Source organism: Desulfuromonas sp., assembly GCF_002868845.1.
Taxonomy (GTDB): Bacteria; Desulfobacterota; Desulfuromonadia; order Desulfuromonadales; family BM501; genus BM501.
Genome location: NZ_PKUB01000041.1, coordinates 245,749 through 267,320 on the forward strand (window position 1 = coordinate 245,749; position 21,572 = coordinate 267,320).

General features: G+C 60.8%; 22 protein-coding genes, 1 tRNA gene and 1 pseudogene. 18 read left to right on the forward strand and 6 right to left on the reverse strand.

The features are described 5' to 3' along the window. Positions 1 to 5 precede the first annotated feature (5 nt). Positions 6 to 404 (forward strand): Hsp20/alpha crystallin family protein, encoded by a 399-nt coding sequence (locus C0617_RS12870; RefSeq protein WP_291317436.1) that lies wholly within the window; start codon positions 6 to 8, stop codon positions 402 to 404. A 102-nt stretch (positions 405 to 506) separates the two neighbouring features. On the opposite strand, the gene C0617_RS12875 is transcribed toward C0617_RS12870, so the two are convergent. Further along, positions 507 to 821, reverse strand: a complete 315-nt coding sequence (locus C0617_RS12875; protein ID WP_291317437.1) for a hypothetical protein — start codon at positions 819 to 821, stop codon at positions 507 to 509. Between the two features lie 132 nt (positions 822 to 953). Between C0617_RS12875 and C0617_RS12880 the strand changes: the two genes are divergently transcribed. Beyond that, on the forward strand, positions 954 to 1,613 hold the full coding sequence (locus C0617_RS12880; RefSeq protein WP_291317438.1) for a hemolysin III family protein: 660 nt from the start codon (positions 954 to 956) through the stop codon (positions 1,611 to 1,613). Positions 1,614 to 1,915: 302 nt separating this feature from the next. On the opposite strand, the gene C0617_RS12885 is transcribed toward C0617_RS12880, so the two are convergent. After that, on the reverse strand, positions 1,916 to 2,668 hold the full coding sequence (locus C0617_RS12885; RefSeq protein WP_291317439.1) for a TIGR02266 family protein: 753 nt from the start codon (positions 2,666 to 2,668) through the stop codon (positions 1,916 to 1,918). A gap of 160 nt (positions 2,669 to 2,828) precedes the next feature. Here C0617_RS12885 and C0617_RS12890 point away from each other — a divergent pair, with 160 nt between their 5' ends. The 8 genes from C0617_RS12890 to C0617_RS12925 all read left to right on the forward strand — a co-directional run bounded on the left by C0617_RS12890 (position 2,829) and on the right by C0617_RS12925 (position 7,592). Then, the gene (locus C0617_RS12890) at positions 2,829 to 3,077 is read left to right on the forward strand and encodes a nitroreductase family protein (RefSeq protein WP_291317440.1); all 249 of its coding nucleotides are present in this window, start codon (positions 2,829 to 2,831) and stop codon (positions 3,075 to 3,077) included. A gap of 30 nt (positions 3,078 to 3,107) precedes the next feature. Then, positions 3,108 to 3,368: a nitroreductase family protein gene (locus C0617_RS12895; RefSeq protein WP_291317473.1), complete on the forward strand. Its 261-nt coding sequence runs from the start codon at positions 3,108 to 3,110 to the stop codon at positions 3,366 to 3,368. A 33-nt stretch (positions 3,369 to 3,401) separates the two neighbouring features. Continuing rightward, entirely contained in the window at positions 3,402 to 3,896 is a 495-nt protein-coding gene (locus C0617_RS12900) for an HD domain-containing protein (RefSeq protein WP_291317441.1), read from the forward strand. Positions 3,897 to 4,151: 255 nt separating this feature from the next. Then, a complete protein-coding gene (cobO, locus tag C0617_RS12905; protein WP_291317442.1) occupies positions 4,152 to 4,697 on the forward strand; it encodes a cob(I)yrinic acid a,c-diamide adenosyltransferase in 546 nt (181 codons plus the stop codon). A 93-nt stretch (positions 4,698 to 4,790) separates the two neighbouring features. Then, positions 4,791 to 5,195 carry a cobalamin B12-binding domain-containing protein gene (locus C0617_RS12910; protein ID WP_291317443.1) on the forward strand — a complete coding sequence of 135 codons (405 nt, stop codon included), beginning with the start codon at positions 4,791 to 4,793 and terminating at the stop codon, positions 5,193 to 5,195. Positions 5,196 to 5,343: 148 nt separating this feature from the next. Beyond that, entirely contained in the window at positions 5,344 to 6,483 is a 1,140-nt protein-coding gene (locus C0617_RS12915) for an acyl-CoA dehydrogenase family protein (protein ID WP_291317444.1), read from the forward strand. Between the two features lie 31 nt (positions 6,484 to 6,514). Continuing rightward, the gene (gene meaB / locus C0617_RS12920; RefSeq protein WP_291317445.1) at positions 6,515 to 7,453 is read left to right on the forward strand and encodes a methylmalonyl Co-A mutase-associated GTPase MeaB; all 939 of its coding nucleotides are present in this window, start codon (positions 6,515 to 6,517) and stop codon (positions 7,451 to 7,453) included. 64 nt (positions 7,454 to 7,517) lie between these two features. Next, positions 7,518 to 7,592 (forward strand) — tRNA-Val (locus C0617_RS12925). An 88-nt stretch (positions 7,593 to 7,680) separates the two neighbouring features. Here the strand turns inward: C0617_RS12925 and lpxA are convergent. Further along, the gene (gene lpxA, locus C0617_RS12930) at positions 7,681 to 8,472 is read right to left on the reverse strand and encodes an acyl-ACP--UDP-N-acetylglucosamine O-acyltransferase (RefSeq protein ID WP_291317446.1); all 792 of its coding nucleotides are present in this window, start codon (positions 8,470 to 8,472) and stop codon (positions 7,681 to 7,683) included. 154 nt (positions 8,473 to 8,626) lie between these two features. Between lpxA and C0617_RS12935 the strand changes: the two genes are divergently transcribed. The 3 genes from C0617_RS12935 (at position 8,627) to C0617_RS12945 (ending at position 11,441) form a co-directional block, all read left to right on the forward strand. Beyond that, positions 8,627 to 10,120, forward strand: coding sequence for an aldehyde dehydrogenase family protein (locus tag C0617_RS12935; RefSeq protein ID WP_291317447.1), 1,494 nt, complete (start codon positions 8,627 to 8,629; stop codon positions 10,118 to 10,120). A 160-nt stretch (positions 10,121 to 10,280) separates the two neighbouring features. Beyond that, on the forward strand, positions 10,281 to 10,811 hold the full coding sequence (locus tag C0617_RS12940; protein ID WP_291317448.1) for a DUF2148 domain-containing protein: 531 nt from the start codon (positions 10,281 to 10,283) through the stop codon (positions 10,809 to 10,811). Between the two features lie 24 nt (positions 10,812 to 10,835). After that, positions 10,836 to 11,441, forward strand: coding sequence for an NUDIX domain-containing protein (locus tag C0617_RS12945; RefSeq protein WP_291317449.1), 606 nt, complete (start codon positions 10,836 to 10,838; stop codon positions 11,439 to 11,441). Positions 11,442 to 11,452: 11 nt separating this feature from the next. Here C0617_RS12945 and C0617_RS12950 read toward each other — a convergent pair whose 3' ends face one another. After that, positions 11,453 to 13,123, reverse strand: coding sequence for a hybrid sensor histidine kinase/response regulator (locus C0617_RS12950; RefSeq protein ID WP_291317450.1), 1,671 nt, complete (start codon positions 13,121 to 13,123; stop codon positions 11,453 to 11,455). 412 nt (positions 13,124 to 13,535) lie between these two features. On the opposite strand from C0617_RS12950, the gene C0617_RS12955 reads away from it, so the two are divergent. Further along, positions 13,536 to 13,874: a P-II family nitrogen regulator gene (locus C0617_RS12955; protein WP_291317451.1), complete on the forward strand. Its 339-nt coding sequence runs from the start codon at positions 13,536 to 13,538 to the stop codon at positions 13,872 to 13,874. Between the two features lie 69 nt (positions 13,875 to 13,943). After that, a complete protein-coding gene (gene glnA, locus C0617_RS12960; protein WP_291317452.1) occupies positions 13,944 to 15,353 on the forward strand; it encodes a type I glutamate--ammonia ligase in 1,410 nt (469 codons plus the stop codon). Positions 15,354 to 15,446: 93 nt separating this feature from the next. Here glnA and thrC read toward each other — a convergent pair. Then, positions 15,447 to 16,835: pseudogene (gene thrC / locus C0617_RS12970) on the reverse strand (threonine synthase). Between the two features lie 206 nt (positions 16,836 to 17,041). Beyond that, positions 17,042 to 19,300, reverse strand: a complete 2,259-nt coding sequence (locus C0617_RS12975) for an NADP-dependent malic enzyme (RefSeq protein WP_291317455.1) — start codon at positions 19,298 to 19,300, stop codon at positions 17,042 to 17,044. Between the two features lie 537 nt (positions 19,301 to 19,837). On the opposite strand from C0617_RS12975, the gene C0617_RS12980 reads away from it, so the two are divergent. The 3 genes from C0617_RS12980 (at position 19,838) to C0617_RS12990 (ending at position 21,572) form a co-directional block, all read left to right on the forward strand. Continuing rightward, positions 19,838 to 20,335 (forward strand): metallophosphoesterase family protein, encoded by a 498-nt coding sequence (locus tag C0617_RS12980; protein ID WP_291317456.1) that lies wholly within the window; start codon positions 19,838 to 19,840, stop codon positions 20,333 to 20,335. A 25-nt stretch (positions 20,336 to 20,360) separates the two neighbouring features. Continuing rightward, positions 20,361 to 20,897: an HIT domain-containing protein gene (locus tag C0617_RS12985; protein ID WP_291317457.1), complete on the forward strand. Its 537-nt coding sequence runs from the start codon at positions 20,361 to 20,363 to the stop codon at positions 20,895 to 20,897. Positions 20,898 to 20,966: 69 nt separating this feature from the next. Next, the gene (locus C0617_RS12990; protein ID WP_291317458.1) at positions 20,967 to 21,572 is read left to right on the forward strand and encodes a MotA/TolQ/ExbB proton channel family protein; all 606 of its coding nucleotides are present in this window, start codon (positions 20,967 to 20,969) and stop codon (positions 21,570 to 21,572) included.

Below are 21,572 nucleotides of genomic sequence, written 5' to 3' on the forward strand. Positions count from 1 at the left end.
GGGTCATGGCTGTGAAAAAGAGTATATTGGCCAAGGAGGGCGGCGAAGGGAGCGGTCGGGAAGAGACCCGGGACCTTCAGGACTATGTTCGCCCAGCCGTCGATATTTACGAGACCGCCGAGGGATTGACCCTTGTTGCCGACATGCCCGGCGTGGCCAAGGAACATCTCAATGTCGATATCGACAAGGGGGTCCTGACCCTGCGAGGGCATGCCGAGGGGATGGCGACAGGCGAAGATCTTCACCGTGAATTCGCCCTCGGAACCTATTTTCGCCAATTCGAGATTCCCGACGAGATCGATTTGAAAAGCGTCTCCGCCGAGTTCAAGGACGGCGTGTTGACCCTGAGTCTGCCCAAGGCCCTGGCGGCCCGGCCGCGAAAGATCCCCATCTTGACCCACTGAGAATGAGCCGCAACGGCCTGAGCGAGACCAGGGCGCGTCAGGAAGCCCTTTCCCTTTTTGGGCCCCGGCACCGCCGACGGCAATGGGTCAAAACAAGGCCGATTACAGGTGAAGCTCGACCAGTTCCTCGATCAGTTCCCCGATCGTCGTCCTGCGGGTTGCGGCGGTGATTTTGAGCCGGAGATGGAGGTCTTCCCGGATGTTTGCGGTCAGCCGCACGTCGCCTTCGGGGACTTGGCCGGAGCCCTTTTTCGCTGCGGACTTGCGCCGGGGTGGAGAAGGCGCGGAGGTCTTGCGCTTCGGCCTCTTCGGTGAAGCGGTATTTTTCGCTTTCCGCTCCTCGGTTGCTGGTTGCACCTCGGGGGGGTGTGGTGTCCCGAAAAGGGAAATCTGCTCGTCGTCGCCTGAGCGGCTCATGATGGCTCCTCGCTGAATGGAAAGGAATGGGCTGCGGCTCGGTGGGTATATATTTACCCGTTTACGTGTGCGGGTAAATAGGAAAATTATTTCGTAATTAAAATCAGTTTCTTAGCTGCGCAGGAAAGGGCTATGGGGCAGGGTAAGGAAAATCAACTCGTTATCTATTCGGAGGAAGAGGAGCTCGTAAATCGCCTCACCCACGGCCTCGGAGCGGTCCTTGGTGTCGCCGGCATGGTTTTCCTGCTTTGGAGAGCTACGGCCCAGGGGGATCCCTGGCGCCTGACCAGTTGCGCCATCTACGGCTCGACCTTGGTCCTGTTTTACACGATTTCGACCCTTTACCATAGCCTGCGCAGGCCGAAGCTACGGAACCTGTTCCGCATCCTCGACCACGTGAGCATTTTCTTTCTTATCGCTGGGACCTACACCCCGTTCACCCTGATTACTCTGCGCGGGGCCTGGGGCTGGACCCTGTTCGGGATCGTCTGGGGGATGGCCCTTGTCGGTGCGGTTTTCAAGGCGTTTATGGTTCATCGTCTGCGCATGCTGGCTCCCATGTTTTACCTTGCCATGGGTTGGCTGATCGTCATTGCAATCCGTCCCCTGCTGGATGCATTGCCTTGGAACGGTTTTCTATGGCTGCTCTGCGGCGGGGTGGCCTACACCCTCGGAGTCGTCTTTTACGCCTGGCAAAAAATACCCTACAACCATGCCATCTGGCACTTTTTCGTCCTCGGCGGCAGCATCAGTCACTACCTCGCCATCTACTACTACGTCGTTCCCGTCTGAGGGGAGTGCATGCCCGAGACCCCGTGGGATCCTTGTCATCCGGGCCGGTCCAACCCGTTCTCGCAGATCGGGCAGGGGATTGCATGTCAGGGGCAGGAGGGAGGCCGGTGCTGGCGACCCTGCATCCATCCGGTGGGCATTGCACGTGTTTGGGGGGGGGGAAAGCGAACAAAATGCAATCACGAGGACGAAACGGAATCGGGAGTGAAGTTGAGAGGCTGCCGACAGGAACGATTGCGGGGTTTGGGAGGGGGGGGGGAGAGATCCGTCCTTTTGGGTGGTTTTTGGGGAATCGGTCTGGTCTAGCTCAAGGGCGGCGGCGGGGAATGGTGTCCCGGGGCTTTCTCGGTTCGCTGGGAATGCCATTTTTTAATGTATTCGCGGATGTGGTCTCCGGCCTCATTGTTGAGATGGAGAAACTTCACGGCCATTCCCGTCGGAAGATCCTTCTTCTTTCGCCAGTCTGACGGATTGACCCAGGCCACCCGGCCCTGGGAGTGGACGGGGGCCAGTTGGCCGGGGAGGGTGAATTCAAGCGACAGGGAGGTTCCGGCGGGATGGGGGGTTTCCGAGGTGATGAATATCCCTCCGCAACTCAGATCGACCGAGTGGCCGATGTCCTTCATGTGGGAATCGGATCCGTAATGGACCGGAAGGCGGATGTTGACTCGGGTCGAGTCGGCACTCGAGGCACCGAGGATGCGAAAGGCCGTGGCCAGGAAGTGCTCCCTGTTGATCGGCTTGGTCAAGAAAGCGTCGCATCCGGCCTTGCGACAGCGCTCCAGGTCGTTGGGGTCCTTGCTGTTGGTGACGATTACGATGGGGGTGAAACGCACATCGGGGTTCTCGCGCACCGTGCGGCAGGCCTCGTCGCCGTTGCCTCCCGGCATATAAAGGTCCATGAAGACCAGGTCCGGGCGGTGCTGGACGATTTTCTCCGCGGCTTCCCGGCCGCTGCCGGCCTCTAGAATGGTGAAGTTTTCCCTGCGGAAAAAGTCCTTTTCCATTTCCAGGAACAGTTTGACATCGTCAACCAAGAGTATCTTTTTTCTCATGGTGACGTCCTCCTTGAGTATGTTAAAATGCCGACCATTGTTTGATGGTTATAGGGTTCTTACGGTGGAGTTAAGGTTAACACGGTTTTTCCGGGGTGCAACCGGCATCTTTTCTTTTTGCGGAGCAGGCGGCATTTGAGGGGAGAAGGAGGCTGGATCGTTGATTTTGTCTTTACTTGAAAAGAGGCGCAGCGTTCGCAAATTCAGCTCCCGTCCGGTCGAGGGGGAGAAGACGGATAAGATCCTCCAGGCCATGCTTCGCTCTCCCTCGTCGCGGGGATTGAACCCCTGGGAGTTCGTCCTCGTCACCGAGAGGGAGCCCCTGGAGGAACTGTCGCGGGCCAAGGAGCACGGTTCGGCCTTTCTCGCCGGGGTCCCTTTGGCGATCGTGGTGTGTGCCGACCCGTAGCGTTCCGACGTCTGGACGGAGGACTGCGCTATCGTTTCGATCATGGCCCAACTCCAGGCCCAGGCCATGGGACTCGGCAGCTGCTGGGTCCAGATCCGCCAGCGGATGAAAGGTGACGGGCGGACCGCGAGAGAGCATGTTCTTCAGACCCTGGGAATCCCTTCCCGACTTGAGGTCCTCGCGATCATCGGGATCGGCTACCCTGCCGATCAGATGGAGGGCCATCCCGCGGAAAGCCTTTCTCTTGAAAAGGTCCACCGGGAGCGGTACGGACGCGTGTCCGCCGATTAGGGCAACGCACCCTTCGGCCGGGGAAATGAGATTATGGACGATTTTATCGGCCGGGTCGAGCAGGCCATGACGGATTATTTCCGCACAGATCGGCGGCGCATCGAGCACGCCCGGCAGGTGGCGGAGCATGCCCGCCGGCTTCTTGACGAGATCGCCGCCGACCGGACCGTGACACTGGCGGCTGCCTACCTGCACGATATCGGGATTCCCGCGGCTGAGCGCAAGTACGGATCGAGCGCGGGGCGCCATCAGGAGGTGGAAGGCCCCCCGGTCGCCAGCGACATCCTGAAGAAACTGGGAGCTTCCGAGGCCTTTATCGAAAAGGTCTGCGAGTTGGTCGGAAATCATCACACCCCGGAGGCCATCGATTCGCCCGAATTCCAAATTCTCTGGGATGCCGATGCCCTGGTCAATCTCGCCGAGGTCCTGCCGGGCAAGACTGCAGGGCAGGTGAACGCCGTCCTGGAAAAGAGCTTCGCAACCGATGCCGGCTTGCGCCGGGGCCGCACTGTCTATCTACGAGAGTGAAGCCGGTCTTCCGATCTCCCTGCGCACCGCAGGAAAAAATAAAAAAGTGTTATAGTCGCTGGGAACATTCTTGACACTCTCGGGAGGGTGTTGCTATATTTTCGGCCTGCTAAATCTTTTTAGTCCCGATAAAAGGGTTGGCCCGGGGTAAACCGCCGTTTTTCGCCTCCCGAACCGGTCGTGAAGACCAGGGGGACAGGGTCAGCCGTCAGGGCCGCACTTTTTATCCCGAAGACTTTGGGAACGGGTAATCTGATGACAACTGAAGAAAAAAGCCTGACTCGGGGCATGGTGCAGGTCTACACCGGCAACGGCAAGGGGAAGACAACGGCCTCTCTCGGACTGGCCTTTCGGGCATCCGGCCACGGGTTCAGGGTTTACGTCATGCAATTCATGAAGGGCAGCACGGTCTATGGCGAACTGGCCGCTGCCCGCCGCCTTGCACCGGAGTTGACCATCGAGCAGGTGGGGCGGGACACCTTCGTCTCCCGGAGCCATCCCGCCGAGGAGGACTGTCGCATGGCCAGGGAAGGGTTCGCGAGGGCGAGGAAGATGGTGGCCTCTGGCGAATTCGACCTGATCGTACTCGACGAGCTGAACTGCGCGGTCGACTTCGGCCTGGTGCCCCTCGACGGGGTCAAGGAGATGATCCAGGAAAAGGCCCCGCTTACAGAACTGGTGCTCACCGGCCGGGGCGCCCACCCCGACATCATGGAATTGGCCGACCTGGTCACGGAGATGCGGGAGGTCAAACATTACTACAATTCAGGGCAGCATGCGCGAACCGGGATCGAACACTGATATTTCGGTTTAAGAGTTCCCCTGCAACAACAAGAAATATAACTCTTTTCAGGTTTTGCCCTCGGGGCGCAAACGTATTCAAGGAGAGCCGATATGAGCGAGAGGAAATTACGAATTCTGGTTGCCAAGCCGGGCCTCGACGGCCATGACCGGGGGGCCAAGATCATTGCCAGGTCCTTCCGTGACGCCGGCTTCGAGGTGATCTATACAGGGCTGCGGCAGACCCCCGAGCAGATCGTCAATACCGCCATCCAGGAGGACGTCGACGCGGTGAGTCTTTCGATTCTTTCGGGGGCTCACAACACGCTTTTTCCCAAGATCATCGACCTGCTTCGGGAGAAGGATGCCGGGGACATTCCCGTCTTCGGCGGAGGGATCATTCCCGAGGACGACATTCCCGGGCTCAAGGCCGCCGGCGCCCGGGAGATTTTCACTCCTGGAACCAGCACCGAGACGGTCAACGACTGGGTTCGGGATAACATCCACCCCCGGGCTTGATCTGCTTTTGAGCCGAACGCGTCCTCGCTACCCATGAGCCCTCCCCGGAGGGCTCACCCTTTTGCAGAGGCAGCGTCCGCCGCATGGCTCCTGTTCCGCACTTTCCCCGCGAGGTCGAGGCCTGCCCCGGAAGAGGAGGGGGCTGAAGATGGATTTTACCCTCAGTTCCGAACAGTCTGCCTATCGTGACAAGGTCCGCTCCTTCGCGCGAAAGCACGTGGCGCCCCTTGCAGCCCGATGGGACGAGGAAGAGACCTTCCCCCGGGAGATCCTTCCTTTGCTCGGCGATGCTGGTCTTCTCGGGGTCACCGTGCCGAGGGCCTGGGGAGGGCAGGGGCTCGATCTCTTCCACCTGGTCCTGGCCATCGAAGAGATCGCCCGGTACGACGGGTCCCTGGCTCTGGCCCTGGCGGCCCACCATTCGATCGTCTGCGGCCACCTGCTCCTGTCCGGGACCGAGGCCCAGAAAGATTCCTGGCTGCCGCGCCTGACAGGGGGCGCGGTCGGAGCCTGGGCCCTCGCCGAGGGACAGGCCGGCAGCGACGCCTCCTCCATCAAGACCGAGGCGCGTTCAACGGAGGCCGTGTGGAGCCTTTGGGGATCGAAGATGTTCGTGACCCAGGCCCCCCTGGCCGACATCTTTATCGTCCTCGCCATGACCGGGGGCGGGGCCCGTCACAACGGCATCAGCGCATTTCTGGTCGAGGCCGGCGCCGCAGGGCTGCGGATCGGAAAGCCCCTGCACAAGATGGGCTGCCGCGCAACCGAGACCGCCCCTGTCGGACTCCACGGCGTGGAGGTAGGAAGCGAAGCCCTGCTCGGCGAACTCAACGGGGGGTTTCGCGACGCGATGCGTCTTCTCGACGTTGGGCGCGTCGTTATGGGGGCCATGGCCGTCGGTCTGGCCCGCGGCTGTCTGGAGGAGGCGACCTCCTTCGCCCGCAAGAGGCGGCAGTTCGGCCGTCCCATCGGCCAGCACCAGGCCATCGGCTGGATGCTCGCGGACATGGCCACCGAGACAGACGCCGCTCGCCTGCTGGTCCACCGTGCGGCCGCAGGGATCGGACAGGGGCGGGTGAAAACGCGGGAAGCGGCGATGGCCAAACTCTTCGCGGCCGAAACTGCGAGCCGGGTCGCCAACAAGGCGGTGCAGGTCCACGGCGGCTACGGTTATCTGCGGAGTTCCCCCGTGGAGCGGTACCTGAGGGACGTCAAGCTGTGCGAGATCGGCGAGGGGACCAGCGAGGTGCAGCGCCTGGTAATCGGCAGGGATATCCTGAAGGGCTAGCATTGAATCGCAGGAAAGGAAGTGATCGGCAATGACCCTGGCGGAAAAGATACTACGCGGCGAGGTCCGGGCGGCGGCGCGGCTGATGCGGGACATCGACGACGGCATGCCGACCGCGGTGGAGGAGCTCAAGGCCCTGTTTCCCCATACCGGCCGGGCCTACATCATCGGGGTGACGGGCCCCCCGGGGGCCGGCAAGTCGACCCTCACCGACAAGCTCATCGAGGCATACCGCAGGAAGGGAAAGACCGTCGCAGTGGTGGCCATCGACCCGACGAGTCCCTTCTCCGGCGGGGCGATCCTCGGCGACCGCATCCGCATGAACCGCCACGCCACCGACGAGGGGGTTTTCATCCGCTCTCTCGGGACCCGGGGGCACCTCGGCGGGCTCTCCCGCTCCACCAACGACATCGTCAGCGTCTTTGACGCCATGGGATGGGATGTGGTCATCGTCGAGACCGTGGGCGTGGGGCAGGACGAGGTGGAGATCGTGCGCACCGCCCATACCTCCCTCGTGGTGATGGTCCCTGGGCTCGGGGACGATATCCAGGCGATCAAGGCGGGCATTCTCGAGATCGGGGATGTCTTCGTCGTCAACAAGGCCGACCGCCCCGACGTCGAGCGAGCCGTGCGGGACCTGGAGGTGATGATCGAAATGAACCACCCTCCTGAGGGGGAGTGGTGGCCCCCGGTGGTGAAGACCGTGGCCCAGAAGCAGGAAGGGATCGAGGAACTGGTCGCCAAGATCGAGGCCCACCGTGAACACCTTGGGAGCGGCGAGGCTCTTGCCCGCTTCGAGGAGAACAAGAGCGCCCTGCGTTTCGAGGAACTGCTCAAGGAGCAGCTCTTTCGCCAGGTCCACCGGCGCATCAGCCATGGCGACCGTCTGACGCGGATCGTGGAGGCCATCGCCCGCCGGGAGCTGGACCCCTACACCGCCGTCGAGGCCATCCTGAAGGATGGGGACTGAGCCCGGGCGGCAAGAAATCTGTTGACAGGAAAGTCGCCTGTTGATATAAACCAGCTTCGCATCAGGGCGTTTAGCTCAGCGGGAGAGCACTGCCTTCACACGGCAGGGGTCACTGGTTCAATCCCAGTAACGCCCACCATAAATTCAAGGGGTTAGCCGATTTCGGCTAACCCCTTTTTTCATCTCTGCACAGCGATGCGTTCAGCCCTCGAGATATCCCCCTGCCGCTAGTCCCGCCCCGTACCCCGTCCGCTGCCGATTCCCCGCTTGCTGGCGGCGATGAAGTCGAGCATCTGCCTGACGTCCTGGGTGACGTCGAAATCCTCCTCCACCCGGGCGACGGCCTCCTTGAGGCCCATGCCTGATCGGAAGATGACCTTGAAGGCCTCTTTGATGGCGCGAATCCGCTGGGCGTCGAAGCCGTTTCGGCGAAGGCCGACAAGGTTGAGGGAGCGGATCCGGCTGATGTCGTCGTTGACGCAGAAGGGCGGGACGTCCTTCGCCGCCCCGGAGCCGCCCCGCATCATGGCGAGGGGGCCGATGCGCACGAACTGGTGAACCTGGCAGTTGCCCGAGATGATGGCCCGGTCGCCGACCTCCACGTGGCCGGCCAGCAGCGAACCGTTGACAAGGATGACATTGTCCCCGACGGCGCAATTGTGGGCAACGTGGCTGTTGGCCATGAAGTAGTTGCCGTCGCCGATGACGGTCGTGGTTCCCTCCCGGTTGCCGCGGTGGACAGTGAAGCCTTCGCGCATGACGTTGCCGTCGCCGATGACCGTGTAGGCCTCTTCCCCGCCGTAGCCGAGGTCCTGGGGATCGTGGCCGATGACCGCACCGGGGTAGACGAGGTTTTCCGCTCCCATGGTGGTCCAGCGCGAGACATGGGCCCCGTGCATGATCCTGCTCCCCCGGCCGATGACGACGTCGGCGTCGATGAACGCTCCCGGGCCGATGACGACGTCTTCGGCGATTTTCGCGGAGGGGTGAATAAAGGCGGCTGCATGGATGTCGGTCATGGACTTCTCCCTTGGAACGGATCTCTGACGAGGTTGGATACGCCACATGATGCATAATCCCGGCGGTCGATTCAAGGATATTCCAGGGTCGGGCCGGTCATTGAAAGGATGTGGGTTCCTGCTATCCTGAAAGTAACCCCCCCCAGGAGTCGCTATGGCACCGAAACTGAAGAACTTTATCGGCGGGAAATGGGTCCCTCCGTCCACGGGAAAATACGGTGACAGCCGAAGCCCCACCGACGTCCGTGACTGCCTCGCCCAATATCCTCTATCCGGAGTCGCGGATGTCGATTCGGCCGTCGCCGCCGCTCGCGAGGCCTATCCCTCCTGGCGGAGGACACCGGCGCCCCGTCGTGGAGAGATCCTGTTTCGCGCGGCCGACCTTCTGCTGCGGCGCAAGGAAGAACTCGGAAGGCTTGTGACGCGGGAGATGGGAAAAGTCCTCTCCGAGGGGCTCGGCGATATTCAAGAGGCCGCCGACCTTGCATATTACATGGCGGGGGAGGGGAGGCGACTGGCCGGCGAGACGGTTCCCTCCGAGTTGCTGGACAAGGACTGCAAATCGATTCGCGTCCCTCTGGGCGTTTTCGCCCTGATCACTCCCTGGAATTTCCCCGTCGCCATCCCCTCGTGGAAACTCTTCGCCGCCTTGGTCTGCGGCAACGTGGCGGTGCTCAAACCCTCCAGCGATTCCCCCCTGTGCGCCGTCAAGCTGGTGGAGGTCCTCGAAGAGGCCGGTGTCCCCCCGGGGGTTGTCAACCTGGTGATGGGAGCCGGTGAGGTGGTGGGCGAAACCCTTGCTCTGCACCCGGATGTGGACGGGATCTCCTTTACCGGCTCATGCACCACAGGGGAGGGCCTCGAGCGTCAGGCCGCGATGCTGCACCGCCCCATGGCTCTGGAGATGGGGGGGAAGAACCCCATCCTGGTGATGGAGGACGCCGATCTGGACCTTGCTCTGGAGGGGGTCCTGTGGGGGGCTTTTGGCACCGCCGGCCAGCGCTGCACCGCCGCAAGCCGGATCATCGTTCATGGGGAGATTCACGATGCTTTCCTCGACCGGCTGGTCAAGGCCACCCGCAATTTGCGCATGGGCGACGGGCTTAAAGAGGGCATCGATATCGGCCCCCTGGTCAACGAGAAGGGTCTTAACAAGGTTCTCAACTACATCCGTATCGGGCAAAACGAACGGGCTCATCTGCACACCGGGGGAAACCGGATCACCGACGGGGCGATGGGCCGTGGGTTCTTCGTGGAGCCGACGGTCTTCTCCAGTGTCACACCGGCGATGCGCATCGCCAACGAGGAGATTTTCGGCCCGGTTGTGGCCGTCATGCGTTGCGGCAGTTTCGAGGAGGGCGTCGAAATCGCCAACGGGACCCGGTTCGGTCTCTCCTCGGCCATCTACACCCGGGACGTGAACCGGGCGGCTCGGGCCGAGCGGGATTTGGAGAGCGGGCTCGTCTATATCAACTCCAGCACCATCGGCGCCGAAATCCAGCTTCCCTTCGGAGGCTTCAAGCACTCCGGGTCGGGGCATCCCGAGGTCGGTGGGCGGATGGGATCCATCGATTTCTTCTCCCGGATAAAGACCGTTTTCAGGGATTTCTCCGGGCGCTTGCAAAGAGCGCAGATCGATTTCGATTGAAGGCGCTTCCGGCCGGGGCGAACCGTGAGTGGGAGCCCGGTGGTTCTGGCCTGTCCAGGATGAATAAAGAGATCCTTTTCGGGCGAGGGCATCCGGCCCTTGACCACCCTGTCCGACCCGTGGTAATCCCAAGTCTCAAATCAAACGATAGGGGGATGACATGCTGCTTCTCAATGAAGAGGTGGAAGCCAAGGGCCTGTTCAGGGCCGCTGAACAGTTGTGCCTTGCCGCCCGCACCGCCCCGAAGGGCAAAGGGATGGATCTTCTGGTGACCGCGGTCGTTGACGGGGAGGACAAGGACAGGCTGACTGAGAAGATGCGGGAGATCGCCGAGCGCGACGGGGTGGCGTTTTTCTCCAGGGACGCGGGGAATGTCGAGGGGGTTGTGGTGCTGGTGCTGCTCGGCACGCGCAAGGAACCCTTGGGGCTGCCTCATTGCGGGTTCTGCGGTTTCACCGACTGCGGGGCGATGCAGAAGGCCGGGGCCACCTGTTCATTCAATACCGGGGACCTGGGGATCGCCCTCGGTTCGGCGGTCAGTCGGGCGGCCGACCTTCGCGTCGACAACCGGATCATGTACAGTGCCGGCAAGGCTGCTCTTGAACTCGGACTGCTGGGGCCCGATGTCGCCATCGCTTACGGCATTCCCCTTTCAGCCACGGGGAAGAGCCCCTTTTTCGACCGTGGATGAGTTTGCGGGGAGGATCGTTTCGCGATGGTAGCCAGAAAATCCGAAACCTTCGATATCGTCGACGAGGAAGACCGGGTCATCGGCCAGGCTCCCCGTACGCTGTGTCACGGAGACCCCTCCCTGGTCCACCGCGCGGCCCATGTCCTCCTCTTCGACAGCCGGGACCGGTTGCTGCTCCAAAAGCGCTCCATGGACAAGGACGTACAGCCAGGGCGCTGGGACACCAGCGTCGGCGGCCACCTCGATCCCGGGGAGGATTACCTCGCAGCGGCCTGTCGGGAAATGGCCGAGGAGTTGGGGGTGAAGGGGGTTGCCCTGACCCGCCTTTATCCCTCCCGGATCCGCAACGGCTTCGAGTCGGAGAACGTGGTTACGTTCCTGGCGCGTTACGACGGGCGTGTGGAGTTTGCCCGGGACGAGATTGACGAAGTTCGTTTCTGGAGTGCGGAGGAAATCGAAGAGGGCTTGGGCGGCGAAATATTCACCCCCAACTTTGAAGAAGAGTGGGTGCGCTGGCGCCAATGGAACCGCATCTATGCCACGAACGCCCGGGGGCGGACGGCACTATGCGCCGGGGATGCCTTTCCCGACCTGTTCGGCGAGCTGAGGGGGAAGGACCCGGAGGGATAGACGGGTCGGCCTCAGGCCGGGGCCAGGGGGAGGGTGAAGGCAAAGCGGCTGCCCCTGCCTTCGGCGACCGGGCTTTCGGCCCAGATCTCGCCACCGTGCAGGGTGACGATTTCCTTGCAGATGGCCAGGCCGAGGCCGGTTCCCTTGCGGAAGACGCTGGTCGAGGAGAGTTGCTGATACCTTTGGAATAAATTCTGCTGCTGTTCGGGAGGTATTCCCGAGCCCGTGTCGGAAAGGCTTATCTCCAGGCAGTCCTTGAGGCGTTTGGTGGGGCAGAACAGGGGCTTGGCGGCAGACAAGACGATCTTCCCGCCGGCCGGGGTGAATTTGACGGCATTGGACAGCAGGTTGGAAAAGACCCGGGCGAGCTGCTTGGGGTCTCCATTTACAGGCGGGAGGTCCTCGGGGATGTCGATATGGACATTCATGTCTTTTTCACGGAACAGGCCCGCCAGGTCGCCCACAACCTGTTCAGCCAGGGGCAGGATCTTCACGGGGACGGTCGAGAGCTGCATCTTGCCCGCTTCCAGTTTGGAAAAATCCATGATGTCGTCGATAAGGAGGAGCAGGCGCTCGCATCCGTTGCGAATGTTGTTCAGTGCAGACTTCTGCTCCCCGGAGACCGGCCCCAGGATGCCTTCGGAGAGGACGTCGGTAAAACCGGAGATGCTGGTCAGGGGCGAACGCATGTCGTGAATCAGCATCGACACGAAGTCGGTCTTGACCTCCTCGGTCTTCTTGAAGTTTCGCAGATAGCGCGCCACGATCAGGAAGCGGTCCACGGCTTGGAGCAGGGCATGGCGGCTCCCTTCGGAAAGGGTTCGGGGCCTGGTGTTGAACAGGGCAACCAGGGCCTGAAGGCCGTTGTCGACGATGGGGAGCGCCTGGAAGACTTGAAAGTCCTCCTCGGGGCTATCATCCCTGGCCTTTTCGTCCCCCAGAAGAAGGGTCCGGACCTGGTTTTCCGGGACGGAGCCGAGCCCGGCCTTGCGCAGGGTTTCGTGCCGGACCCGGTCGAGGAACGGGCGGGAAACCGGTTCGCAGAGGAGAACCGCCAGCACGTACTTGTCCCGCCCGTCGCGCAGGAGCAGGCTGGCTGCGCTGAACTGTCTGATGGCGGACAGGAACCCCAGGAACTCCGCTGCCAGCGCGTCTATGTCGTGGGCGAGCCCGGTCAGTTTCAGGACCTCATTGGAGATTGTCGACTCGTAGAGGAGGCGGTCCAGAATGGTGGTAAGGCGGTTCTGGATCTCTTCGCTGCCGAGTGGCCGGTGCGGCCTCGACGGGGCCGGGGCTGATTCGCCTGGCGACGGGGGGAGAAGGGACGGGATGGCTTCGAGGATCGGGGTCAGGTCGCTTTGTTTCTCCAGGTAGCAATCGGCGCCGGCATGTTCCCCCAAGAATCGGTCATGGCGTTCTTTGAGATTGGTGAGCAGAATGACGGGGATGGTGCTGGTGGCGGGATCGTTTTTCAGGAGGCGGCAGAGGGAATAACCGTTCAGCTCCGGCATCATGACGTCTGAGAGGACCAGGTCGGGATGGGACTGGTAGACCCGGGTGATGGCCTCTCTTCCGTTGCTGGCCGTCAAAACCCGGTAATGTTGCTGCTCAAGTGCATCCTCGAGGACCGCGAGTTGGGTCTGACTGTCATCGACAATGAGGATGGTGAAGGCATTATTCATAGATGGGGAGGACCTTGTTGAATATGATAAAACAAATATTGTGAAAAGATACTATCCATTGATCTGCCGGTCAATCCCCATTGCGATTTAGAGTTTGGGACGCGGTGAAAATGTCATCTTTGCATAAATAATTGACAGAAAACAATGGTGATGCATAATTTTTGGGCTTCAGGGGGCGGGCCAGCAAAGAGGGCGGTCCTTCAGGTTCGGGTGGCGAGGGCAATATATCAATAAAAACAGTATCTTGGGCTGTAATTTCTGTCGGGACAGATTTTAGGCAAACAATTTGCTACAAGTTTAACAATTGATGCGAAAAACACCCATCGAAACTACTTGAACGGGCGCTGGGGGGTGGATATACTGAGCGTTCGTTTTTTCAAGGAAAGAACTCATCTTCGGGAGGTAGCGCGTTATGCGAAAAATTGAGGCCATTATCAAGCCTTTCAAGCTCGATGAAGTCAAGGAAGCCTTGAACGAAATCGGTATTCAGGGCATTACCGTCCTGGAGGTCAAGGGTTTCGGGCGCCAGAAGGGGCACACCGAACTCTACCGCGGAGCCGAATATGTGGTCGATTTCATCCCCAAAATCAAAATGGAAATCGTCGTTCATGACGACCTCGTAACCAAAGTGGTCGATACGATTGCCGAAGCCGCCAAGACCGGGCGAATCGGCGACGGCAAGATTTTCGTCACCCCTATCGACGAGGCGGTGCGCATTCGTACTGGCGAGCGTGGGGAGGATGCCCTTTAGATAGTATCCGTCAACAGGTTGTTTTCATCCGCTCGCAAGAGCGAAATCTTACCATCAAGGAGACATTCGATGACCCCGAAAGAAGTTGTAAAATTTGCCGAAGATAATGGCGTCCAGTTCGTCGATTTCAAGTTCCTCGACTTCGTCGGCATCTGGCAGCACTTTTCCACCCCCATCTGCGAGTTCAGCGAAGACATCTTCGAGGAGGGCATCGGCTTTGACGGCTCCTCCATCCGCGGCTGGCAGCCGATCCACAACAGCGACATGCTGATCATGCCCGACCCGACGACGGCCAAGATCGACCCCTTCGTCAAGGCCCCGACCCTGAGCCTGATCTGCAATATCATCGACCCGATCACCAAGGAAGGCTACAGCCGCGATCCTCGTTTTATCGCCCAGAAGGCCGAGGCCTACCTGAAGTCGACCGGCCTTGCTGACACCGCCTACTTCGGTCCCGAGCCCGAGTGCTTCATCTTCGACGACGTGCGCTACGCCTCCACCGCCAACGAGTCCTTCTACTCCGTCGACTCCAAGGAAGGGATCTGGAACACCGGCGCCGACGAGATGCCTAACCTCGGCTACAAGCCCCGGCACAAGGAAGGCTACTTTCCCTGCGCCCCGACCGACTCGATGATCGACCTGCGCAACGAGATGGTCCTGGCCCTTCAGGAGGTCGGCCTGCATATCGAGTGCGCCCACCACGAAGTCGCCACCGGCGGCCAGTGCGAGATCGACATGCGTTTCGATTCGCTCCTCGCCATGGGCGATCACCTGCAGTGGTTCAAGTACGTCATCAAGAACGTCGCCGTGCGCAACGGCAAGACCGTCACCTTTATGCCCAAGCCGATTTTCAATGACAACGGATCCGGCATGCATTGCCACATGTCCCTGTGGAAAGAAGGCAAGAACCTCTTCGCCGGCGACGGTTACGGCGGCCTCTCCAAGATGGCCATGTACTACATCGGCGGCATCATCAAGCACGCCAAGGCCCTGTGCGCCTTTACCACCCCCTCCACCAACTCCTACAAGCGCCTGGTCCCCGGCTTCGAGGCCCCTGTCAACCTCGCCTACTCCAACCGCAACCGTTCGGCGTCCCTTCGCATTCCGGTCACGGACAACGAGAAGGCCAAGCGCGTCGAGTACCGCACGCCCGACCCCTCCGCCAACGGCTACCTGGCCTTCGCGGCGCTGATGATGGCCGGTCTCGACGGCATCGAGAACAAGATCGATCCCGGCCAGCCGCTGGACAAGGACATCTACGGCCTCTCTCCCGAGGAGCTGAAGGACATCCCCAGCGTCGCCGGCACCCTTGACGAAGCCCTCACCGCTCTCGAGGCCGACCACGAGTTCCTGCTCAAGGGCGATGTCTTCACCGAGGACGTCATCGACATGTGGATCAGCTACAAGCGCGAGGCCGAGGTCGATCCCGTGCGCATGCGCCCCTGTCCTGAGGAGTTCGCTCTGTACTTCGACTGCTAGAGCGGTTTCTGCATCAACGAAAAAAGCCCCCGGCGTCTGCCGGGGGCTTTTTTCGTTGATGGCCTCAAAGGGTTTCTTGAGAGGCTTTGATGATCAGGAAACAGTTGTGCTGAGGAAGGTCTTTACCGCTTCGAGGTCGTTGGGGACCGTTTCGCAACGGCGCTCAAGCGATTCGAGGGCGGTGACCGAAGGGGGAATGTCGGGGCCCCTGCCGAGAGCCCTGGCGACGGCTTCGCCGAACTTGGCCGGGTGGGCGGTGGCCAGGCAGACCATGGGATAGTCCCCTCCGCAGAGGCGTTTGCCGGCGTAGACGCCGACGGCCGTGTGGGGGTCGAGGATGTACCCGGTCTAATTGTGGAAGTCGCGGATCGTGGCGAGGGTCTGATCGGTGTTTCCGGAGGCGGAAAGGAAGTCTTTGGCGATGCGGCGGGCCTGCTCGGCGGAGAAGGTGATCCGCCCCGTCAGCCGGAAGGATTCCATGGCCCCGAGGGTCTCGGCCGGGTTCCCGCCGAAGAGGTAGAAGAGGTAGCGCTCAAGGTTGCTGGCCATCTGGATGTCCATGCTTGGCGACAATGTCTGCCTGACTTCGGCCTTTGTGTAATCAGCCCTGGTGACGAAGCGGGAGAGGATGTCGTTTTCGTTGGTGGCCAGGACCAGGTTGCGGACGGGGAGGCCCATGCGCTTGGCGATATAGCCGGCGAAGATGTCACCGAAATTCCCCGTGGGGATGGAGAAGTCGATCTGCCGGCACCCCGTCTCGGCGCTGACGCGGCCGAATGCGTAAAAGTAGTAGACCACCTGGGCCAGCACGCGGGCCCAGTTGATGGAGTTGACGGCGCCGAGGTTGTAGCGGCTCTTGAACTCCAGGTCGCCGAAAATGGCTTTGACCATCGACTGGCAATCGTCGAATGTCCCCTCAACGGCAAGGTTGAAGACGTTGGGGTCGGTGACCGTCGTCATCTGCATTTCCTGCACCGGTGATACCTTGCCCCGGGGGTGGAGGATGAAGATATTGATGTTCTTCTTCCCCCGGACGCCATGAATGGCGGCGCTTCCCGTGTCCCCGGAGGTGGCCCCGAGGATGTTCATGGTCTCTCCACGCTCCTGCAGGAGGTATTCGAAGAGGTTGCCGAGAAACTGCAAGGCCACATCTTTGAAAGCGAGGGTCGGGCCGTGGAAAAGCTCGAGGATGTAGATGCCGTCCCGGTGGACCACCGGGGTGGTCTCGGGGTGGGAGAAGCTCGCATAGCTGCGGTCGATCAGTTCCTTGAGGTCCGCTGACGGAATGTCTGTGGCGAAGAGGGAAATGATCCGGAAGGCGAGTTCGGGGTAGGCAAGTTTCCCCGTGGCCTCGATGTCCCCGGGACTCAGGGAGGGGATCGATTCGGGCAACAGCAGGCCGCCGTCGTCGGCAAGGCCCATCATGACAGCGTCCTTGAAGGCGATGTCGCTGACTCCGCCGCGGGTGCTCATATAACGCATAACGAAAAGGGCTCCTTCGGGTGTTGGGCCCCCTGTCCGGGGGCGGCGTTCTTTTCCCGCGAGGGCAAGTGCAGCGAGGCCGCCTGCGCGCGAGGCGACATATTAGCAGGATTGGGGCTGGGTGGGAAGGGGGAAAGGCAAAGGGGGAGCGCCTGCGCTCCCCCTTTGGGTGTGAAGAAATCGGTATGCGGGAAAGGCGGACCGGGTCAGGCCTGCGCCTCCTGGGCATCGACAACGGCCACCGCGGCCATGTTGACGATGTCCGCCACGTCGTCCCCGCGCTGCAGGACATGGACCGGCTTTTTCATTCCCATCAGGATGGGGCCGACCGACTCGGCTCCGCCCAGTTTGTTGAGCAACTTGTAGGAAATGTTGCCCGACTGCAGATCAGGGAATACGAAGACGTTGGCGTTTCCTTTGAGCTTTGAGAAGGGATACTGCTTTTCCATCAAGTCAGGGTCGAGGGCGACGTTGGCCTGCATTTCGCCGTCCACCACCAAGTCGGGTGCCCACTCGTTCACGAGCGCCGTGGCCCGTTTGACCTTGAGGGTGAGCGGGTGAAGGGCGCTTCCGAAGTTCGAGAAGGAGAGCATGGCCACCCTCGGCTCGATTTCAAAATGGGTCGCCTTCTCGGCGGTGAGGATCGCCGTCTCTGCGAGTTCCTCGGCGGTCGGTTCGATGGTCACCGTGGTATCTGCAAAAAAGGTGACGTTTTTCTTGGTGACCATCATGTAAGCGCCATGGACCTTGGAGAGTCCCTCTTTCTTGCCGATGATCTCCAGTGCCGGGCGGATCGTTTCCGGGTAGTGGTGGTCGACGCCGGAGAGCAGGGCGTCGCCGTCGCCCCTGTGGACCATCATGGCTCCGTAGTAGTTGCGGTTTTTCTTGATCAGGCGCTTGGCCTCGGCGCGGGTGGCTCCCTTGCGCTGGCGCATCTCGAAGAAGGCGTCGATGTATTCGGCGCGCTTGGTGGAGTTCATGGGGTCGATGATGTCTATGTCGTCCAGATCGAGGTTCAGAAACTTGATCCTGGCGCGGATCTCCTCTTCGTTGCCGAGCAGGACCGGTTTGGCGATCCCTTCGTCGACCAGGACCTGGCACGCCCGGAGAACCTTTTCCTCCTCCCCCTCGGGGAAGACCACCCGCTTGGGTGCCGCCTTCGCCTTGTTGATCAGGGTGCGCATGATCTCCTTGGAGCGGCCCTGCATCGCCTCGAGGCGCTCCCTGTACTTGTCCATGTCCTCGATGGGGCGGCGGGCGACCCCGCTGTCCATGGCGGCCTGGGCCACGGCGGGGGCGACGTGCAGCAGCACCCGGGGATCGAACGGTTTGGGGATCAGGTATTCGCGGCCGAACTTGATCTCTTCGCCGGCGTAGGCCTTGCGCACCGAATCGGGCACGTCCTCCTTGGCCAGTTCGGCCAGGGCCTTCACGCAGGCCAGTTTCATTTCGTCGTTGATCGCGCTGGCATGGGTGTCGAGGGCCCCGCGGAAGAGGAAGGGGAAACAGAGTACGTTGTTGACCTGGTTGTTGTAGTCGGAGCGGCCGGTGCCGATGATCACGTCTTCGCGCACGGCTTTCGCATCGGGCGGGGTGATCTCCGGGTCAGGGTTGGCCATGGCGAAGACGATCGGGTCCTTGGCCATCGTTTTCAGCATTTCGGGAGTGAGGGCCCCCTTGGCGGAGACGCCGAAGAAGATATCGGCGTCCACCATGGCGTCTTCGAGGGTGCGGGCGTCGGTTTCGGCGGCCAGGCGCTCCTTGTACTCGTTCATCCCTGCGGTGCGCCCCTTGTAGATGACGCCCTTGGTGTCGCAGAGGATGACGTTGTTTTTGTCGATGCCCATGGTGATGGCGAGGTTCGCGCAGGCGATGCCGGCGGCGCCGGCGCCGTTGACGACGATCTTGGCCTCTTCGACCTTCTTGCCGATGATCTCCAGGGCGTTGAGCATTCCGGCGGCGGAGATGATGGCAGTGCCGTGCTGGTCGTCGTGAAAGACCGGGATGCTCATGATTTTTTGCAGCTCCTCCTCGATGTAGAAGCACTCAGGCCCCTTGATGTCCTCGAGGTTGATGCCGCCGAAAGTCGGTTCGAGCAGCTTGACGGTGCGGATCAGTTCGTCGCTGTCTTTGGTGTCGAGTTCGATGTCGAAGACGTCGACGTCGGCGAAGCTCTTGAACAGAACGCCCTTGCCCTCCATGACCGGCTTGCCGGCGAGGGCGCCGATGTCACCGAGGCCAAGAACGGCGGTGCCGTTGGAGACGACGGCGACCAGGTTGCCCTTGGCCGTATATTTATACGCGTCGTTGGGGTTCTTTTCGATTTCGAGGCAGGGCTCGGCGACACCAGGGCTGTAAGCGAGGGAGAGGTCCCTGCTGGTGGCGCAGGGTTTGGTGGTAATGACCTCGATTTTTCCTTTGCGGCCCTTGCTGTGATAATCGAGGGCGTCTTGTTTGTTGCTCATAAGTCCTAATCCTCCTGGAAAGAGATTTTTAGTTTCCGTAAAAAACCAGACCTGGTAAAAATTATTGAGAACGAGACGGCTTTATGTTTTCGGCATCATAAGGGATGCTTGACAGGGAAAGTGAAGCAAAATTTTAAGCAGAATAAAAGGTAAAATAGTTCTCTCCTTGGGGGTTTGTCAAGCTTAAATGACGGTGGCGGAAGCAGGAAAACCATGTTTAAAAAGGTCACGTCCCTTTCGTACCAAGCAACGCCGGTGCCAAAAGAACAAAGTGAGATAAAATGATTTTTATTATGCCAAAAATATCGTCTATTCAGGCATCGTCAAGGAAATCGAGGCGAAAGGCCCATGATCCCCTTGCCGCGGGATGCGGCGGGAAGTCGAAAAATAGGCGAATTTCAGCCAGATCGGGGGGGGCTCGGGGCGGGGGGGGAGCGAGGGAGTTGACACTCCCCCTTCCCAGAGAGTAAAAGATGGGATATCCTGAAGAAAATCGAAAGTTTGCCACTCCCAGCCAGGATCAAGGGAAGAGATGCCATGATCAAGATAGGGGTGCTCTCGGACACCCATTTGAAAGACAGAAAAGAAGGGGTTGCTTTTCTGGCCCGGTTGGCGGAGCGATTCCTTGCCGACGTCGACATGGTTTTTCATGCCGGTGACCTTGTGGATCCGAACGTGCTGGGAGCCTTCGCGCCGCTCCCGGTCCATGCCGTGCAGGGGAACATGGATCCCCCTGGGTACGGGCTTCCCTTTAAAAAGGTGATTTCCGTTGGGGGTGCGCGGATCGGCCTGATTCACGGTTGGGGAGCCGCCGACACCCTTGAGGAAAGGGTCATGGGCGAATTTTTGGGCGAGGACCTGGACTGCCTTGTCTACGGACACAGTCACCAGTCGACCTGCCGTCGCCTCGGGTCCCTGCTGTTGTTCAACCCGGGCAGTCCCACCGATCGGCGGGGGGCCCCGTTTCACTCGGTGGGGGTTCTTGAGGTCGACCAGGGCGTCTCGGGTCGGATTCTCTGTATTGACGACAAGTGAGGCCATTCCAAAGGGAGATCGGTCGATGAAGCAACTCTGGGCCCCGTGGCGGATGGAATATATTCAAGGTGAGGCGGAGAAAGGGGAGGGATGCGTTTTTTGCGGCCTCGGCGACCCTTCGAACGATCCGGGGCGACTGATCCTTCGTCGCGGAGATCACGCCTTTGTATTGATGAACAAGTTCCCTTATTCCAACGGTCATCTCATGGTCGCTCCCTATCGCCACACCTGCGACCCCGGGGTCCTCTCCGACGTCGAGGCCCTCGAGATGCACCGCCTGCTTAACCTGGCCCGGGATGTCCTGCAGGAGAAATTCTCACCCCAGGGGTTCAATGTCGGCATGAATCTCGGTCAGATCGCAGGGGCAGGGGTGACTGACCACCTTCACATGCACATCGTTCCTCGCTGGAGCGGGGATACCAATTTTATGCCGGTCTTCGCTGACGTGAGGGTGATTCCCCAGCACCTGCAGGCGACCTACGATTATCTTGCCCCCGCTTTTTCAAAAAATGCTCAAGCAGGTGGAGACGGCGTCAACCCCGCCTTCGGAGATGGCGACTGAGCCAGAACGTTCCAACGGGTCTTTCCCCGCCGGTCTGTAAGTTATTATTTGCCAAAGGAATCAGCAGCTATGGAGATTTTTCTCAAGGGCGGCCCCCTCATGTATCCCATCCTGTTCTGCTCCGTGCTGGCCCTGGCCATATTCCTGGAGCGCTTTTGGACCTTTTTCAAGGTCCGGCGGGGCAGCCTCGCCCTGGTCAGGGAAGTGGAAGGGCTTGTCATCAAAAATCATCTCGAAGAGGCACTGGTCCTGTGTCAGCGGACCGGATCGCCCCTGGCCCGCATATTCATTGGCGCCCTTCATTCGGCCGGCCGGAGCCGGGAGCAGATCAAGACTGCCGTGGAGGAGGTCGGGGCCAGGGAAGCCGCCCCGCTGGAACGGTATCTCGGCCTGCTCGGAACCATCGCGACCATTGCCCCTCTGCTCGGCCTGCTCGGCACGGTTCTCGGCATGATCCGGGCGTTCACGGTTATCGCCACCGCTGGGGTCGGAACCCCGGCCACCCTCGGGGGAGGGATCTCCGAAGCCCTGATTACGACCGCCGCCGGGCTCTCCGTCGCGATACCCACGATTCTGCTTCACAAGTACCTGACCAGCCGGGTCGACCGCACCATCCTGGAGATGGAGGAATATTCCCTGCGGATGGTCGACCTGTTGGGGCGGCAGGAGAGCTGA

What these genes read in the sequence shown, in the direction of transcription:
- C0617_RS12975 (WP_291317455.1), bottom strand. Translation starts at nt 19,300, where the DNA reads ATGAGCAACAAACAAGACGCCCTCGATTATCACAGCAAGGGCCGCAAA.
- C0617_RS12875 (WP_291317437.1), bottom strand. Translation starts at nt 821, where the DNA reads ATGAGCCGCTCAGGCGACGACGAGCAGATTTCCCTTTTCGGGACACCA.
- C0617_RS12990 (WP_291317458.1), top strand. Translation starts at nt 20,967, where the DNA reads ATGGAGATTTTTCTCAAGGGCGGCCCCCTCATGTATCCCATCCTGTTC.
- lpxA (WP_291317446.1), bottom strand. Translation starts at nt 8,472, where the DNA reads ATGACCGACATCCATGCAGCCGCCTTTATTCACCCCTCCGCGAAAATC.
- cobO (WP_291317442.1), top strand. Translation starts at nt 4,152, where the DNA reads ATGACAACTGAAGAAAAAAGCCTGACTCGGGGCATGGTGCAGGTCTAC.
- C0617_RS12935 (WP_291317447.1), top strand. Translation starts at nt 8,627, where the DNA reads ATGGCACCGAAACTGAAGAACTTTATCGGCGGGAAATGGGTCCCTCCG.
- C0617_RS12870 (WP_291317436.1), top strand. Translation starts at nt 6, where the DNA reads ATGGCTGTGAAAAAGAGTATATTGGCCAAGGAGGGCGGCGAAGGGAGC.
- C0617_RS12950 (WP_291317450.1), bottom strand. Translation starts at nt 13,123, where the DNA reads ATGAATAATGCCTTCACCATCCTCATTGTCGATGACAGTCAGACCCAA.
- C0617_RS12985 (WP_291317457.1), top strand. Translation starts at nt 20,361, where the DNA reads ATGAAGCAACTCTGGGCCCCGTGGCGGATGGAATATATTCAAGGTGAG.
- C0617_RS12910 (WP_291317443.1), top strand. Translation starts at nt 4,791, where the DNA reads ATGAGCGAGAGGAAATTACGAATTCTGGTTGCCAAGCCGGGCCTCGAC.
- glnA (WP_291317452.1), top strand. Translation starts at nt 13,944, where the DNA reads ATGACCCCGAAAGAAGTTGTAAAATTTGCCGAAGATAATGGCGTCCAG.
- C0617_RS12885 (WP_291317439.1), bottom strand. Translation starts at nt 2,668, where the DNA reads ATGAGAAAAAAGATACTCTTGGTTGACGATGTCAAACTGTTCCTGGAA.
- C0617_RS12980 (WP_291317456.1), top strand. Translation starts at nt 19,838, where the DNA reads ATGATCAAGATAGGGGTGCTCTCGGACACCCATTTGAAAGACAGAAAA.
- C0617_RS12955 (WP_291317451.1), top strand. Translation starts at nt 13,536, where the DNA reads ATGCGAAAAATTGAGGCCATTATCAAGCCTTTCAAGCTCGATGAAGTC.
- C0617_RS12945 (WP_291317449.1), top strand. Translation starts at nt 10,836, where the DNA reads ATGGTAGCCAGAAAATCCGAAACCTTCGATATCGTCGACGAGGAAGAC.
- C0617_RS12900 (WP_291317441.1), top strand. Translation starts at nt 3,402, where the DNA reads ATGGACGATTTTATCGGCCGGGTCGAGCAGGCCATGACGGATTATTTC.
- C0617_RS12880 (WP_291317438.1), top strand. Translation starts at nt 954, where the DNA reads ATGGGGCAGGGTAAGGAAAATCAACTCGTTATCTATTCGGAGGAAGAG.
- C0617_RS12915 (WP_291317444.1), top strand. Translation starts at nt 5,344, where the DNA reads ATGGATTTTACCCTCAGTTCCGAACAGTCTGCCTATCGTGACAAGGTC.
- meaB (WP_291317445.1), top strand. Translation starts at nt 6,515, where the DNA reads ATGACCCTGGCGGAAAAGATACTACGCGGCGAGGTCCGGGCGGCGGCG.
- C0617_RS12940 (WP_291317448.1), top strand. Translation starts at nt 10,281, where the DNA reads ATGCTGCTTCTCAATGAAGAGGTGGAAGCCAAGGGCCTGTTCAGGGCC.